This is a genomic window from Paracoccaceae bacterium, assembly GCA_012103375.1.
In the GTDB taxonomy this organism is placed as follows: Bacteria; Pseudomonadota; Alphaproteobacteria; order Rhodobacterales; family Rhodobacteraceae; genus WLWX01.
The window spans coordinates 397,710-411,391 of record WLWX01000001.1; the positions used below are offsets into that span (position 1 = coordinate 397,710).

15 protein-coding genes, 1 pseudogene and 1 riboswitch are annotated in these 13,682 nt (G+C 61.7%); of the genes and pseudogenes, 6 read left to right on the forward strand and 10 right to left on the reverse strand.

What is annotated here, in order from left to right; all coding sequences use genetic code 11:
- Positions 1-46: 46 nt before the first annotated feature.
- Positions 47-1,897 (forward strand): hypothetical protein, encoded by a 1,851-nt coding sequence (locus GKR99_02095; protein NKB26400.1) that lies wholly within the window; start codon positions 47-49, stop codon positions 1,895-1,897.
- A gap of 103 nt (positions 1,898-2,000) precedes the next feature.
- Positions 2,001-2,525 (forward strand): annotated as a pseudogene (locus GKR99_02100) (transglycosylase SLT domain-containing protein).
- A 324-nt stretch (positions 2,526-2,849) separates the two neighbouring features.
- Here the strand turns inward: GKR99_02100 and GKR99_02105 are convergent.
- The 8 genes from GKR99_02105 to GKR99_02140 all read right to left on the reverse strand — a co-directional run bounded on the left by GKR99_02105 (position 2,850) and on the right by GKR99_02140 (position 9,561).
- Positions 2,850-3,431 (reverse strand): GcrA cell cycle regulator, encoded by a 582-nt coding sequence (locus GKR99_02105; GenBank protein NKB26401.1) that lies wholly within the window; start codon positions 3,429-3,431, stop codon positions 2,850-2,852.
- 104 nt (positions 3,432-3,535) lie between these two features.
- Positions 3,536-4,243 (reverse strand): tRNA (guanosine(46)-N7)-methyltransferase TrmB, encoded by a 708-nt coding sequence (trmB, locus tag GKR99_02110; protein ID NKB26402.1) that lies wholly within the window; start codon positions 4,241-4,243, stop codon positions 3,536-3,538.
- Positions 4,244-4,304: 61 nt separating this feature from the next.
- Entirely contained in the window at positions 4,305-5,486 is a 1,182-nt protein-coding gene (locus GKR99_02115) for a methionine adenosyltransferase (protein NKB26403.1), read from the reverse strand.
- 7 nt (positions 5,487-5,493) lie between these two features.
- Positions 5,494-5,544, reverse strand: a riboswitch (SAM riboswitch).
- Between the two features lie 90 nt (positions 5,545-5,634).
- The gene (lnt, locus tag GKR99_02120) at positions 5,635-7,122 is read right to left on the reverse strand and encodes an apolipoprotein N-acyltransferase (protein ID NKB26404.1); all 1,488 of its coding nucleotides are present in this window, start codon (positions 7,120-7,122) and stop codon (positions 5,635-5,637) included.
- Between the two features lie 141 nt (positions 7,123-7,263).
- Positions 7,264-8,163, reverse strand: a complete 900-nt coding sequence (locus GKR99_02125) for a CBS domain-containing protein (GenBank protein NKB26405.1) — start codon at positions 8,161-8,163, stop codon at positions 7,264-7,266.
- 24 nt (positions 8,164-8,187) lie between these two features.
- Positions 8,188-8,664, reverse strand: coding sequence for an rRNA maturation RNase YbeY (gene ybeY, locus GKR99_02130; protein NKB26406.1), 477 nt, complete (start codon positions 8,662-8,664; stop codon positions 8,188-8,190).
- 98 nt (positions 8,665-8,762) lie between these two features.
- Positions 8,763-9,131 carry a hypothetical protein gene (locus GKR99_02135; GenBank protein NKB26407.1) on the reverse strand — a complete coding sequence of 123 codons (369 nt, stop codon included), beginning with the start codon at positions 9,129-9,131 and terminating at the stop codon, positions 8,763-8,765.
- 79 nt (positions 9,132-9,210) lie between these two features.
- On the reverse strand, positions 9,211-9,561 hold the full coding sequence (locus GKR99_02140) for an arsenate reductase (GenBank protein NKB26408.1): 351 nt from the start codon (positions 9,559-9,561) through the stop codon (positions 9,211-9,213).
- 162 nt (positions 9,562-9,723) lie between these two features.
- On the opposite strand from GKR99_02140, the gene GKR99_02145 reads away from it, so the two are divergent.
- From GKR99_02145 to GKR99_02155, 3 genes are all read left to right on the forward strand, one after another.
- Positions 9,724-9,930 (forward strand): cold-shock protein, encoded by a 207-nt coding sequence (locus tag GKR99_02145; GenBank protein ID NKB26409.1) that lies wholly within the window; start codon positions 9,724-9,726, stop codon positions 9,928-9,930.
- A gap of 87 nt (positions 9,931-10,017) precedes the next feature.
- Positions 10,018-10,296 (forward strand): excinuclease ABC subunit A, encoded by a 279-nt coding sequence (locus GKR99_02150; GenBank protein NKB26410.1) that lies wholly within the window; start codon positions 10,018-10,020, stop codon positions 10,294-10,296.
- Positions 10,268-10,567 (forward strand): HigA family addiction module antidote protein, encoded by a 300-nt coding sequence (locus tag GKR99_02155; GenBank protein NKB26411.1) that lies wholly within the window; start codon positions 10,268-10,270, stop codon positions 10,565-10,567. The genes GKR99_02150 and GKR99_02155 overlap by 29 nt, the downstream gene beginning before the upstream one ends.
- Positions 10,568-10,670: 103 nt before the next feature.
- Here the strand turns inward: GKR99_02155 and GKR99_02160 are convergent, their stop codons facing one another.
- Positions 10,671-12,056: an IS1182 family transposase gene (locus GKR99_02160; protein NKB26412.1), complete on the reverse strand. Its 1,386-nt coding sequence runs from the start codon at positions 12,054-12,056 to the stop codon at positions 10,671-10,673.
- A 141-nt stretch (positions 12,057-12,197) separates the two neighbouring features.
- A complete protein-coding gene (locus GKR99_02165; GenBank protein ID NKB26413.1) occupies positions 12,198-12,719 on the reverse strand; it encodes a hypothetical protein in 522 nt (173 codons plus the stop codon).
- Between GKR99_02165 and GKR99_02170 the strand changes: the two genes are divergently transcribed.
- Positions 12,718-13,676, forward strand: a protein-coding gene (locus GKR99_02170) for an IS630 family transposase (protein NKB26414.1) whose coding sequence is annotated in 2 segments (ribosomal slippage) — positions 12,718-13,059 and positions 13,062-13,676 — 957 coding nt in all. Because the reading frame shifts where the segments join, the coding sequence is not laid out codon by codon here. The two genes, GKR99_02165 and GKR99_02170, sit on opposite strands and share 2 nt — an antisense overlap.
- The last annotated feature ends 6 nt before the right edge of the window (positions 13,677-13,682 follow it).

Here is a 13,682-nt window from a genome sequence, read left to right on the forward strand (position 1 = left end):
GGCTCCGCCTATCGGAGGTTTCGAGTTATTGCAAAGTGGATCGGGCATGTTTTCGGGAATTCTGCGCAAGGTGATGGGCAAGCACAGCGATGTGGATGCGGCCATTCCCGCCGACGACAAGGCGATGCTGGAAGGCACGCTGGACGAGGTCGCCAAATCGCTGGAAGGCGCGATGGACGACCTGGACCCGGACCAGCGCGACGCGCTGATGGCGCAATTCGAAGATGGCCTGGCCGAGACATTCGCCGAGATCGGCCCCGAGATTGCGCGCGCTAACGACGCGACGTTGGATCAGGCCCGTGACCTGCTGGCCAAATGGCGGCGCCGGGTGGCGCTGAGCGGGCAGGACGTCCAGTTCGACATACTGAACGATTTTAGTGCTGAGCGTGCCGAGGTTGAAGCCGAAGCCAAAAGCCACAAGCAGATCGAAAAAGAGTTGAAGCGCCTGCTGAAGCAGGACGAAAAATCGCGCACGCCGCTGATCAAAGCGATTGAGCGGGCTGACGATGATGATCTGACAGGCCAGGTTCGCGCCCTGCTGGACGGCGGTGCGGACCCGAACCAGCGGTCGTTCCTGATGGATGCGCCGCTGGCCTATGCTTATGAGCGCAGGCGGTTTGACGTGATGAACCGGCTGGTGGATGCGGGCGCTAACCCGGATGCAGTTGGCTGGGGCGCGCTGCACACCGCGATTGCGTGGGGAACGCCGGGGGATGTGGCGGCTGCCCTGCCTTCGGATCTTCTGATGCGCCCGGATGAAGAAAAGAACACAGCCGCGGAATTGGCAGCATTGGTTGGCGATGCCGACAAGACCAGGCTGGTGATGGCGGCACAACTGGACGCAGGCGGCACCGATGGGGTTGAGGCGGGTGAGGCGTTGCACACCGCAGTCGAATCCGGCGACGCCGTGGTTGTTGCCTCGCTGCTGGAGGCCGGGGTTTCGGCGGATGCCGAGAATGCCTGGGGCCAAAGCCCTGTCTGGACCGCCGCCAACATGCATCATGTCGATGTGCTGCGCCTGTTGTTGTCGCATGACCCGGATATGTCGGACATTGACGACATCGCCGCCTATCAGGAGGATCCGGCCGCCGAACTGACCGCCGATGGCACGCCCAAGGTCGTGGTCATCGCGCGCATGCTGGTCGCGGCGGGCTGGGATCCGGCGCAACTGGACAGTTTGAATGCGGACCAGATGCGCTTTGTCACCGGGGCTTGTCTGATCCCGGAACAGGCCGTGTCAGCAGACACATTCAACAGTCAGTCTGTTCCACGACCCGGCCTGCACAACCCTGAAACGGTTGACGCGGCATTCCTTCGACACATGATCCGCACCGGCAAAAGCGGTTATGCCGGGTTGCAGGACTTCGCATCCGACGCGGAAAAGGCGGCGTTCCCGCGCCCCGCAACCTGGAGTTTCGATCGCTTCGGGCGCACCACAACCCGCCTGCCCGATGGTCGCTGGGTGCAGATCGCAGGCGAGCATGAGGATCACTATGATCCCGATTTCAACATCTACAACGATGTTGTCGTGCATGACGGTGTCGGGGGCGTGCAGATATTTGCCTACCCCGCAGAGGTTTTCCCGCCGACCGATTTTCATACGGCCACGTTGCTAGAGGGGCGGATCATTCTGATTGGCAGCCTGGGCTACCAACAGAACCGGCGCGTTGGTGAAACGCAGGTGCTGCAACTGGATTTGTCTGACTACGCGATTTCACCGGTTGCGACGTCGGGAAATCCTCCGGGGTGGATCAGTCGCCACCGCGCCAAGTTGGATGGTGACCGGATCGTCGTATCGGGCGGAAAAATACAGACGGCGCAGGGGTATGAGGATTTCGGCGGTAAATTTGCGCTGTATCTGGATGACATGCGCTGGGACGATCTTTCCGGCGCCTGACGCGGCGCCTTGCGCGGGACTCTGCCACCTGCGCCGGTTGGGTCTTGCCCGGACCGCGCGGGCACGTCACATACCCGGACCGAATGATCCAAAGGTTGCCCGCATGTGTTCTGCCCGAATTTTCGCGCCCCTGGCCGTTCTGATCCTTCTGTCGGCCTGCGCCGCGCAGACCCCGCAGCCCGAACCACGTGCCGCCCCGTATTTTGCGCCCGTTCATAGGGCGGCTTCACCGGACCTCTACCCCGGGGAAACGCGCGCCGTTCGCCGCCTGGTGAACAAATGGGCCGATCACTATGACATTCCGCGCAGCCTGCTGCACCGGGTGATCCAGCGCGAAAGCGATTACCGGGCGGATGCGCGCAACGGGCCCTATTACGGGATGATGTAGATCCTGCCAGCGACGGCTGGAACGATGGGGTTTTCCGGTGCGCCGAGCGATTTGCTGGATGCCAATACCAACCTGAAATACGCCACGAAATACCTGCGCGGCGCCTGGCTGCTGTCCAACGGGAGCGAGGCACAGGCCGTGCAGTGGTACGCCAAGGGCTATTACTATGAAGCGCGCAACCGCTGCATGCTGCGAGAGACCGGGTTGCGGGATACCGAGGTCAGGAAGCACTGCGGTTGAGGTCTGGGGGTTACAACTGTGGAATTGGCTGGCGTCGTTCCTGGGCTGGGGCGGACGTTTGCGATCAATCGCCAAGCCGGGTGGTCGCCTGACCGGGGGTAGGCGACGCAACGGTGGTGTAGGGCAATTTATGGTTCAGCGGTAACTCTAAGATACGAAGGTTTCACTACCCATCGAAATCGCCTGCCCGCGGGACGGTCAGGCGATCGCCCGGCGCCCTCACGGGCTTGATTCCAGGCAAAGAAGTGAGCGATGAGAACGTCCGCTTCATCCCCAACCGGTCACCCGGCAAAGGATCTCCCCAGCCAAACCATCACGTGCTGATCAGCGGCGACGATCCCGGCGAGAGCTCATCGGTTGAAACGCGACGCCGACATGGGCCTCGCAATAGGGCTTGCCAGATTTGACGCCCAAACCGCAGAACCAGAAATCTTCTGTCGCCGGATCGCCGATCGGCCATTTGCAGGTCCGCTCGGTCAGTTCCATCAGGCTGATTTTATTTGCCTTCTTCTCAACCTCGCGCACGCTGGCCAGCGCTTCTGGACTGATCTCATTCGCGCTGGGCTGCGGTGGCAGGGGCTGGCCTGCGGGGATGATCTTGGTGCGCAGATTGACCGGCGCGGGCGGCGGGATTTCGGTGGCGCGGCCGGGGGCGGATTTCACCTCGGGCGCTGGCTTTGCCTCAACCTTGGGTTCGGTCTTGGGCTTGGCGCGCGCCGGGGCCGGTTTTTCCTTGGCCGCCGGGGCCGCCTGCCCGCCCGAGCGGTTCGACAGGCCCAGGCGATGCACCTTGCCAATCACCGCATTGCGGGTCACGCCGCCAAGTTCCTTGGCGATCTGGCTGGCAGATTGACCTTCGGTCCACATTTTCTTCAGCGTCTCGACGCGTTCATCGGTCCAGGACATGCCGCTTCCTTGAATAAGTAAAAGCGACCCCTGCGGGCCGCCTTGGTGGGTCTTGAGTTGGTGACAGTGTAATCATCCGCGCGCGGGCGAACAAGGCATCGCCCTCAATCCGACGCAGTTCCGTTGCGCTGAAACGTCAAATAATGCGGTCTGCGCCCCTCGCGCAGGGCCTTTTGTTCGTAGCGGGTGGAAATCCAGTCATCCCAGGGGCGGTAGATGTCATCGGTCAGGTTGGTGAAATACGTGCCCGGAACCTCTTCCATGGTCTGGCGAACATAATCCTCGATATCCGTTGCCACGCGGAAAATCGCGCCGGGCGCCATGGCGCGGGCCAAAGGCTCCAGATGTTCGGGCGTGACGAACCGGCGGCGATGGTGGCGCGCCTTGGGCCAGGGGTCGGGGTAAAGCAGGAAGGCGCGGGCAATCGAACCCGCTGGCAGCACATCCATCAGATCGCGGGCGTCACCGGGGTGGATCGCCACGTTTTCGACGGCCGCCTTGCGCAGCTTGCCCAACAGCATGGCAACGCCGTTGATATAAGGTTCCGCCCCGATAATCGCGACACCGGGGTTTTGGGCGGCCTGATGCACCAAATGCTCACCCCCGCCAAATCCAACCTCCAGCCAGACCGGCACATCTCCGAAACGCGCGATGAGGTCCAGCGGAGTGCGTTCCGGGTTGTCATCCCAGCCAACCGGCCCCGGCGACAGCACGCCGAGGTCGGACTCCAGATATTCCTTCTGGCTGTCGCGCAGGGTTTTGCCGCTGAGGCGACCATAGAAGTTGCGCCAGGGGCGCTGAGGGTTGCTCATTGTCATTCCAGACTGTGACCGCCCAAGGGCTCCGCCCGTTTTCGGCGGAGGCTGGCCGTCGTCAGACGGCCCTTTTCAACGCCTCGGCCAGATCGGTCCGTTCCCAGCTGAAGCCGCCGTCTGCGTCAGGTTCCCGCCCGAAGTGGCCGTAGGCTGCGGTGCGGGCATAGATCGGGCGGTTCAGGCCCAGGTGCTCGCGAATGCCACGCGGGGTCAGGTCCATCGCCTGGGACACCGCCGCTTCAATGGCCGCATCCTCGACCTGTCCGGTTCCGTGGGTGTCGGCATAGATCGACAGCGGTTTGGTGACGCCGATGGCATAGCTCAGCTGGATCGTGCAGCGGTGCGCCAGGCCCGCCGCAACCACGTTCTTGGCCAGATAGCGCGCGGCATAGGCGGCTGAGCGGTCGACCTTGGTCGGGTCCTTGCCGGAAAACGCGCCGCCGCCGTGCGGGGCCGCTCCACCGTAAGTGTCGACAATGATCTTGCGGCCTGTCAGGCCCGCATCGCCGTCCGGGCCGCCGATAACGAAGGTGCCGGTCGGGTTGACGTGCCAGACGGTGTTGGCGGTGATCCAGCCATCGGGCAGAACCTCGTGAATGTAAGGCTCGACAATCGCGCGAATATCATCCGAGGTCTGGCTTTCCTCGGCGTGCTGGGTCGATAGCACGATCGAGGTCACCTCGGCCGGGTCACCGTTTTCATACCGCAAGGAGATCTGGCTTTTGGCATCGGGCCTGAGCGTCGGCTGTTCACCGGATTTGCGCACCTCAGCCAGGCGGCGCAGGATGGCGTGGGAATACTGGATCGGGGCGGGCATCAGTTCGGGCGTTTCGTTGACGGCATAGCCGAACATGATCCCCTGATCACCCGCGCCTTCGTCCTTATTGCCACGCGCATTGACGCCTTGGGCGATATGGGCGGATTGTTCGTGCAGCAGGTTGGTGACCTTGCAGGTTTTCCAGTGGAACTTCTCCTGCTCGTAACCGATGTCCCGGATGCAATCGCGTGCGATCCCCTCGATCCGGCCCATATAGGTGGCCAGCCGATCCTTGTCGGACAGGCCCACCTCTCCGCCGATCACCACGCGGTTGGTGGTGGCGAATGTCTCGGCCGCGACCCGGGCTTCGGGTTCCTCGGCCAGAAACGCGTCCAGTACGGAATCCGAGATGCGATCGCAGAGTTTATCGGGGTGACCTTCGGATACGGATTCCGAGGTGAAGGTATAGTTTTGACGGGCCATCGGGGGGCGCTCCATTGATATAACACGCCGCCCCGTCAGGAAGCCGTTGGGGCGGGCAAGGACTCTGCCCTATGCGGGACAGCGCTTGGCGTCAACGCAAGTCAGTGGATTTATACCTTCGGCGGGCACAATTCCGGGCTGATACCCCTTAGGATTTGCGCCTTGGGCTGGCGACGAAAAGCAGGCCCAGAAGGATCAGGATGATCGTAGGCCAGTCGTTGAACCGGGAATAGAATGTCGGGGCCAATGGTGCGGGAAGGCGCGCGTCAAGGTGTCCTTGCTGGCCCAGCCCCAGCGAAGCGACGACATCGCCTGACGGCGCGACCACGGCGCTGACCCCGGTGTTGGCGGCCCGGATCAGCGGCAGCCCCTGTTCGATGGCGCGCGCGCGGGCCTGGGCAAGGTGCTGGAACGGCCCAGCGTATTCCCCGAACCAGGCATCGTTGGTGATTTGCAACAGCAGATCCGGGCGTTGGCCGGTGCGGGCATTTGCGGGGAAGATCGCCTCATAACAGATCAGCGGCAGCGCGGTGCCAAGCGGGCCGAGGTCGATCAGCTTTGGCCCGGGGCCCGCCGACAGCGCGCCGCCCTGTGCTGCCAATGCGCCAAGCCCGATGCGCCGGGCCAGCGCTTCCAGCGGAATGAACTCTCCAAAAGGAACAAGATGATGCTTGTCGTAAATCTGGCTGGCCGCGCCGTCGGGACCGATCACCGCCAGACTGTTGAAGATGCCGGTTGCATCGCGGCGCAGGGTGCCGACGACGACTTCGGCGTCCCCTGCGGCGGCGCGAATGCGGGTGCGGGCGTTTTCAGCCAGGTCGAGGAATGTGGGCAGTGCGGTTTCGGGCCAGACGACCAGGGCGGGCGGTGTTTCAGCGGATGCGGCGGTGGCGGCTTCGGCGCGTTCAAAGAACACCGGGATCATCGCCGGATCCCACTTCTGGTGCTGCGGGGCATTGGGCTGGATCAGGCGGACGATTGGCCGGTCGGGCTGCGCCAAAGGCAAAGACCGCAGGCGCGTCAGACCGCTCAGCTCCAGCGCCAGGATTGGAAGGGCCACAGTCAGAACCACGAAGATCTTCCCACGCCCGGCAAGCGGTGCAGTGCCAAGACCAGCAACGGCCAGAAGCGTCAGCGTCGTCAGCCCGTATGGCCCGACCCAGGCGAGCCATTGTCCAAGCGGGCGGTCGATCCAGATATAGGCAGGCAAGGCCCAGGGAAAGCCGGTCAGGATGTGACCGCGCAGAACCTCGGCCAACGACAAGGCCAGTGCAACGCCGACAGCGCGCCGGGCGGGTGCGCGCGCAAACCGCAGACCAACAGCCGACCCGGCGCCCCAGAATAGTGCGAAACCGGTCGCGGTGAACAGCAATGCGAAAGGCGCCATCCAGCCGGTGCGCGCCACATCCACCAAAAATGGCTCGACAATCCAGAACAACGTGGCACCGAAATAGCCGATGCCCGCCAGCCAGCCCCGCAGGAACGCAACCCGCGCGCGCGGCGCACCCGCAACCAGCCAGATCAGCAGCGCGAACCCCACCAGCGACAGTTTTTCCCAACCCAGCGGTGCCTGCCCGACCGCCGCCAGCGCGCCAATGAACGGGGCCAGGATCGCGGCCCTGCGCGCCGATATCACATCGACAGACAGCGGGTGGATTGCACGGCCCGGCACGGATTGCGTCACCAGGCTGGCGCGGGCTTGAGTGACCCCGAGACGATCTGCCACTCCACATTGCCCAGTGGTTTGTCAGGCGAGGCTTCAGCCCAGAACACCGCGTCAGGTCGCAGGTTTGCGGGCATCGGGGCGGCAGACGCGCAGGCGTTTGACGCGGCGCGGGTCGGCGTCGACAATCTCGAACTCTGCGCCGCCGGGGTGGACGATCACCTCGCCACGCGCGGGCACGCGGCCCAGCAACAGGAAGACGACGCCGCCAAGAGTGTCGATCTCTTCCTCATCCGGGATCCGCAGGGTCATGCCGCTTTCAGCCTCAAACTCGTCCAGCGGGGTGCGTGCTTCTGCCAGCCAGACGCCGTCACGCTCGGCGACCCAGTATTTATCCTCGTCAATGTCGTGCTCGTCCTCGATCTCTCCCAATACCTGTTCGATCAGGTCTTCCAGAGTGACCAGACCGTCGACGCCGCCATATTCGTCGATGACCAGCGCCATGTGGATACGATCAGTCTGCATTTTCTGCAGCAGCACACCAATCGGCATCGAGGGCGGCACATAGAGCAGCGGGCGCACCAGCTTGCGCAGGCGGAAAGTCGATGCCTTGCCGTTGAAGCCATGTTCCAGCGCGAAATCCTTGAGGTGCACAAGCCCCAGCGGGGTGTCCAGCGTTCCAGTATAGACCGGTAGCCGGCTGAGGCCGCTGTCGCGGAACACATCCAGCAGCGCCTCGCGTTTGGTCGCCGCTTCGACGGCCACAATCTCGGGGCGCGGGATCGCAACGTCTTCAACGCGCAACTGATAAAGGTTGGACAGGCCCGGCAGGGTCGTGCGCGGCAATTCGGGCGACTGCGATTGCGCCGCGGCTTCGCTGACCGGTTCAGAGGCGGACCGCCCCCGGAACAAACGCCACAGAAAGCCGGGGCCCGCAGGCGGGGCGTTCGGGTCTTGTTGGATGTCTTGCGCGCGCTGCGCCGCGCTAGAAGACCCGTCAGTGGCGTCGGTCATTTTACCTTTCCGGTGGCCCGGGGATCACGCCCCCTGCCCCCTATATGGGTCAGCAAGGCCCAGACGTGCAAGTATTGCGACCTCTAATGCCTCCATTTCGGCGGCTTCGGCGTCCGTTTCGTGGTCAAATCCCAGTAAATGCAGGGTGGCATGGACGATCAGATGGGTGACATGATCGGCCAGCGATTTGCCCTGATCGGCGGCCTCGGCTGCGCATGTGTCGTAAGCAAGCGCAATATCGCCGAGTTCGCCGTCTTGCGGAAGGCGGGTCGGTGTCCAGGGACCCGACGGCCAGCTGAGCACGTTCGTGGCCCCCGGTTTGCCGCGAAAATCGGCGTTCAGCACCGCGATACGGGCGTCATCGCAGGCCAGAAGCGCGATGGCGCAAGCGTCAGGGTCAAGCGCCAGATCGGACAGCGCCGCGTGTGCCGCAGTCCGGGCCAGCGGCGCAAGTGCGACCGCATCCCAACGGGGGTCTTCGATGATGACATCAACACTCATGCAGCGCCCGGTACGCTATTGCGGCCCGGTGTTGCAAGGAGCGACGAACCGAATGGGGCTTGCTGGATTTTCAACAACGCCCGCGCCGAAGCGCGCACTCAAAAATGTGCCTTGGGTTCATCGGGACGGCCAGCGGCGATTGCCAGCAGTCCGGCGGTGCCGATCAGCGCCACGGGGAAGGTGATGAAGAACCCCCAGCCGAGCCCCCAGACCAGAAGACCAGCCGCAATCAGCATCGCGGCCCCACCCCAAAGCGCGCGCACCTTGGACATCGCCGCCCCGGCGATCGCAAGGATCGGCGCGAACAGGGCAACGGCGCGCGTTTTCTCAACATTTTCAACCTGATCTACGAAATCGCGCACGACCTCATGGCTTTCCACCGCGACCGTGTAGCCATAGCTGAAAAACCCGACGATCAGGGCCAGGACCCCGCCGATGATGCCAAGAACAAGGGCTGCGTTGCGCATGTCTGCCTTCCGTATGCGTTGCGTATGCCAAACGTATGGCAACTTGGTTTCAGCACCTCAAGTAAGGGGCGCGGCCACATTATCCAAGATGCGCGGCCTGCGCGTCCGCGCCCAGCGTCAGCCCACCCGGCCCGTCGACCACAGGGCGTTTCATAAGTGCCGGATGTGCGGCCAGCAAGTCGGCCGGTGCGCCCGCACGCTCCGCTTCGGACAAACCGCGCCAGGTTGTCGATTTGCGGTTGATCAGGGCGTCACCGAATGCGTCGAGGAACCGCGCAATCTGTCGCGGATCCAGCGGGTCCGCGCGCACATCGACCCGCACCAGTGAATACCCGGCGGCGGACAGCTGTTTCGCGGCCTTCCGGCAGGTATCGCAGCTGCCCAATCCGAATAATGTGACGTTAACGTCAGTCTTCTTTGATGGGTCCATTTACTGAAATCCTTGAATTTTACCTGATACTGCGCCAAATTTCCCCTGTGACAACAGACTTTCGACGACCGCCTCCCTTCTCGGGGCTGCTGGATACTTCGAATTCCCTGGCTGCACCAACCCGTCGCATACCGCGGGCGGGCCTGACTGAGGAGAGACGGAATGCCCACTGGCACCGTGAAATGGTTCAACACCACAAAAGGTTACGGGTTTATCGCGCCCGATGACGGAGGCTCGGACGTCTTCGTGCATATCTCGGCCGTGGAACGCGCCGGCCTGACCGGCCTGGCCGACAACCAGAAGGTAAGCTATGAGCTGACCGAGGGCCGCGACGGACGGTCATCTGCGGGGGAACTGCAGGTTTTGTAGGGGCGGTTCGCTAAGTCGAAAGGACGGGCTGTGATGGCCCGCTTCACATGAGCTTGACTTTGAAAAAATACGTGATACGTATCACGTATGATTGCGTCGTTTGCGGACAAGCATACCGCCGGGCTTGCGGCACGACAGCGCGTCAGAAAATTTGCGAATATCGAACGGATCGCCCTGCGCAAGATCGAAATGCTGCGGGCGGCGGTCGTGCTCGACGATCTGCGGGTTCCGCCTGGCAACCGGCTTGAAGCGCTGAAAGGCGACCGTGCCGGGCAACATTCGATCCGCATCAACGTCCAATACCGGATTTGCTTCCGTTGGAGTGAAGGAGAGGCCCATGACGTCGAAATCTGCGACTATCACTGACACCATTACCCAAATCCATCCCGGCGAGGTGTTGGCCGAGGAGTTTCTGAAACCCCTCAAGCTGTCCGCCACGGCACTGGCCCGCAAGATCGGCGTGCCTGCCAACCGGGTGAGCGAGATTGCGGCGGGGCGGCGCTCGATCACAGGAGATACGGCGCTGCGGTTTGCTGCGGCCTTTGGCACAACGGCTGAATTCTGGATGAATTTGCAGAAGAACTGGGAGTTGGAGGTGGCGCGTGATGCGTTAGGGGAATTGAAGGTCAGCGCTTAGTTGCACCACCGGTCCGTGCCCGTTTTGCGTCGATTCTGTGGAAAAACAACGTGTTGCGGGCGCAGAAAGTAGCGATTTGAACATAGCGCGAGCGCCTTTCTGATCAGGCTTTGCGCGTTTGCTGCGGTGCAGGAAAGATCTTTGCCAGTTTGCGAAGGTTTTGGGCAGTGGCGGCGAGCAGGAATTCGTCATTTGCGCCGCATGGTCCACGTAATCGGAGCCGTCCCAGGCCGAGAATGCGCTTGAGGTGGGCAAAGAGCATTTCGACCTTCTTCCGGAGCTTCACCGAGATCTTGTATTGCGGCGTTTTGGCGATTGCGCGGGCGATGTCGCGAGCGTCCTCATGTTCCTCACGGGTGATCTTACGGGCGTCGGCATTCGGGCAGCACTTCGGCTTGGAAGGACAGGATTGGCAGGTGTGCTTCAGCGCTTGGTACTTGGCCACGCCCTTGCCGGTTGGGCCGCGATTGGGGTCGGAGTAGTTTCGGCGGAACTGCTTCAGAGCCTCGCCTTCCGGGCAGATGTATTGATTGTTCTCGGCATCCCATTCGAAGTCAGCTCGGGACCAGGTGCCATCGGTGCGCCCGGCTTTGTCGAAGACCGGGATGTGCGGTGCGATCTTTTCACCCACCAGCCATCCGAGCATGGGTCCCGATCCGTAGGCGGTGTCGGCGATCAGCCGTTCGGGATGAAGATCGAAGCGCTCTTTGGCCCGCTTCAGCATCGTCTTGGTTGACCCCACCTCGGCTTGACGGATCGACCGTGTCGCTTCCACGTCGACGATGACACCATGATCGGTATCGATGAGATAGTTGTCGGAGTAGGCAAAAAATGCGGGACCCTTACGCGCCGCCGTCCACTGGCTGGCTGGGTCGGAATAGGACGTGAACTTTGGCTCGACCGGTGTCGCTGCTCCGAATGCGGCCTCATCCAGAGTGTCGAGATACTCGCGGACCGCGCGGGGTGCAGCGTCTGCATCGATCCGCGCAATGTCCCATTCTTCCTTTGGCGCAGAGTACTGCTTGTTGGCATCCGCCTCGATCAAGCTGGCATCGACGGCCAGGCGCTGACCGCTGACGAGACCTTCGGCGATGCATCGCGCGACCGTGGTCTCGAAGAGATGGCGCAGCAGCTCACTCTCGCGGAACCGACCATGCCGGTTCTTTGAAAAGGTCGAGTGATCCGGCACCCGATCGGCCAGGTCGAGCCGACAAAACCACCTGTACGCGAGGTTCAAGTGTACCTCTTCACAGAGCCGCCGCTCGGACCGGATGCCGAAGCAGTAACCGACGATCAGCATCCGGATCAGCAGTTCAGGATCGATCGAAGGACGACCGGTGTGGCTGTAGAAATCGGCAAGATGGGCGCGGATGCTGCTCAGATCGACGAAACGATCAATCGATCGCAGCAGGTGATCTTGCGGGACATGGTCTTCCAGCGAGAACTCATAGAACAGCGCCGCCTGTGCTTCCTGCCTCGGTCCCATCATGGCTGATCCTCCCGCTTGTTGAGAGGATTGAATCAGCGCCATAGCCCTCGATCAAGCAGGAGTTTTCCAACAAAATTAGCCAAAATCGGTCACCTGGTCAATTTGCCAATACCTCAAACGGGGTCGCGCATTAAGATAGGGCTACCCGTTGTTATTCAAAGTTTGCCGACTGCCAGTCCTTGTTATGTCCGGAGCATATTCAAAACTTTTCCCAAAGTTCTCGCGCATCATTTTTGATACGCGTCCCAATGTTTCGTCAGAATGAGTGCGCGCATCCGTGACCAGCGATCGAATGTGACCCTCAAGATCGGACAAACCGATCAAGTCAGTTTGTTTGATCGTGAAGTGTCCTGAAATTACGCGGCCGTCAACGTTTGCCCCTTGCGTGATCAGTGACTCCGAGAATTTCACGAACGCTTTTTCGTGCCGATCCAGCAAATCGTTCAGAGAGTGCACTGCACTTTCGACTTCTGAAACTTCGCTAAACAGCGTTGCGTCTGAAATCTCAAGTAAAAGTGCTTTCTCTTGTTGCGATATCTTGGTTGCGAGTCGCGGTCCTGTTAGCGGTTTTTTTAGCCTAAAGCGTTTCGGCTTGAACCTGAATCGCGAGGGATTCCCTTGAGACCTGATCTGTGATTCATCCTGTTTGGGAGGATGGATCATGTCAGCACCTTTGCCATCTGCGCTTCGGATACGGTTTCAGAGATACATTGAAGAAGGGTTGAGCGGGCGCGCGGCGGCGTTGCGGTTGAAGCTGTCGCCTGCCACAGGCGCGCGGTGGGCGCGTCAGGTGAGGATGAAGGGTCATGCGGAACCTGCCCGGCAGGGACCGCCGCGCGGCAAGGGAAAGCTGGCTCCGCATCGGGAATTCTTTGAGGAGTTGATCGCACAAGACCCTGACATCACGCTCTTTGAGTTGCGTAATGCGCTGGCCGATGCAGAGGGTGTGCGGGTGCATCACTCCTCCATCGCCAACCTTCTGTCCCGGCTCGGCTTCACGTACAAAAAAAGTCGCTGGTCGCAACCGAGCGCCGCCGCGCCAAGGTAAGGCAGCAACGGGCCGACTGGTTCAGATACCGCTCGCCAGCCATTGCGACCTTTCCTGAGCGCGTTGTCTTTATTGACGAAACCGCAGTGAAGACAAACCTCACGCGCCTACGCGGCAGAGCCAAGCGCGGTAAGCGCCTGACGATGGATGCGCCCTTCGGAAGCTGGGGAACCCAAACCTTGATCGCGGGCCTGACCCAAGGCGCGCTGATCGCACCTTGGGTCATCAAGGGAGCGATAGATGGCCCCGCCTTCGCGGCCTACATCCGCGAAGTGCTGGTCCCCGAGATCAACCCCGGCACTGTCGTCATTCTCGACAACCTGGCAACCCACCGGAATAAGGAGGCGACGCAGGCTTTACGCAATCACGGCTGCTGGTTCCTTTACCTGCCACCGTACTCGCCCGACCTGAATCCCATCGAGCAGGCCTTCTCTAAACTGAAAGCCCATTTGCGACGGATCGGGGCCAGGTCCTTTACCCAGGTCTTCGAAGCAATCGGAGCAATCTGCGATCTCTACGACCCAGTAGAATGCTGGAACTACTTTAAGGCCGCCGGATATGTCTCAGGTTAATGTCGA

Coding starts and splice junctions, on each gene's coding strand:
- GKR99_02095 (NKB26400.1), top strand. CDS start 47: ATGTTTTCGGGAATTCTGCGCAAGGTGATGGGCAAGCACAGCGATGTG.
- GKR99_02145 (NKB26409.1), top strand. CDS start 9,724: ATGCCCACTGGCACCGTGAAATGGTTCAACACCACAAAAGGTTACGGG.
- GKR99_02140 (NKB26408.1), bottom strand. CDS start 9,561: ATGGACCCATCAAAGAAGACTGACGTTAACGTCACATTATTCGGATTG.
- GKR99_02165 (NKB26413.1), bottom strand. CDS start 12,719: ATGATCCATCCTCCCAAACAGGATGAATCACAGATCAGGTCTCAAGGG.
- trmB (NKB26402.1), bottom strand. CDS start 4,243: ATGAGCAACCCTCAGCGCCCCTGGCGCAACTTCTATGGTCGCCTCAGC.
- GKR99_02155 (NKB26411.1), top strand. CDS start 10,268: ATGACGTCGAAATCTGCGACTATCACTGACACCATTACCCAAATCCAT.
- GKR99_02160 (NKB26412.1), bottom strand. CDS start 12,056: ATGATGGGACCGAGGCAGGAAGCACAGGCGGCGCTGTTCTATGAGTTC.
- GKR99_02135 (NKB26407.1), bottom strand. CDS start 9,131: ATGCGCAACGCAGCCCTTGTTCTTGGCATCATCGGCGGGGTCCTGGCC.
- ybeY (NKB26406.1), bottom strand. CDS start 8,664: ATGAGTGTTGATGTCATCATCGAAGACCCCCGTTGGGATGCGGTCGCA.
- GKR99_02125 (NKB26405.1), bottom strand. CDS start 8,163: ATGACCGACGCCACTGACGGGTCTTCTAGCGCGGCGCAGCGCGCGCAA.
- GKR99_02150 (NKB26410.1), top strand. CDS start 10,018: ATGATTGCGTCGTTTGCGGACAAGCATACCGCCGGGCTTGCGGCACGA.
- GKR99_02115 (NKB26403.1), bottom strand. CDS start 5,486: ATGGCCCGTCAAAACTATACCTTCACCTCGGAATCCGTATCCGAAGGT.
- GKR99_02105 (NKB26401.1), bottom strand. CDS start 3,431: ATGTCCTGGACCGATGAACGCGTCGAGACGCTGAAGAAAATGTGGACC.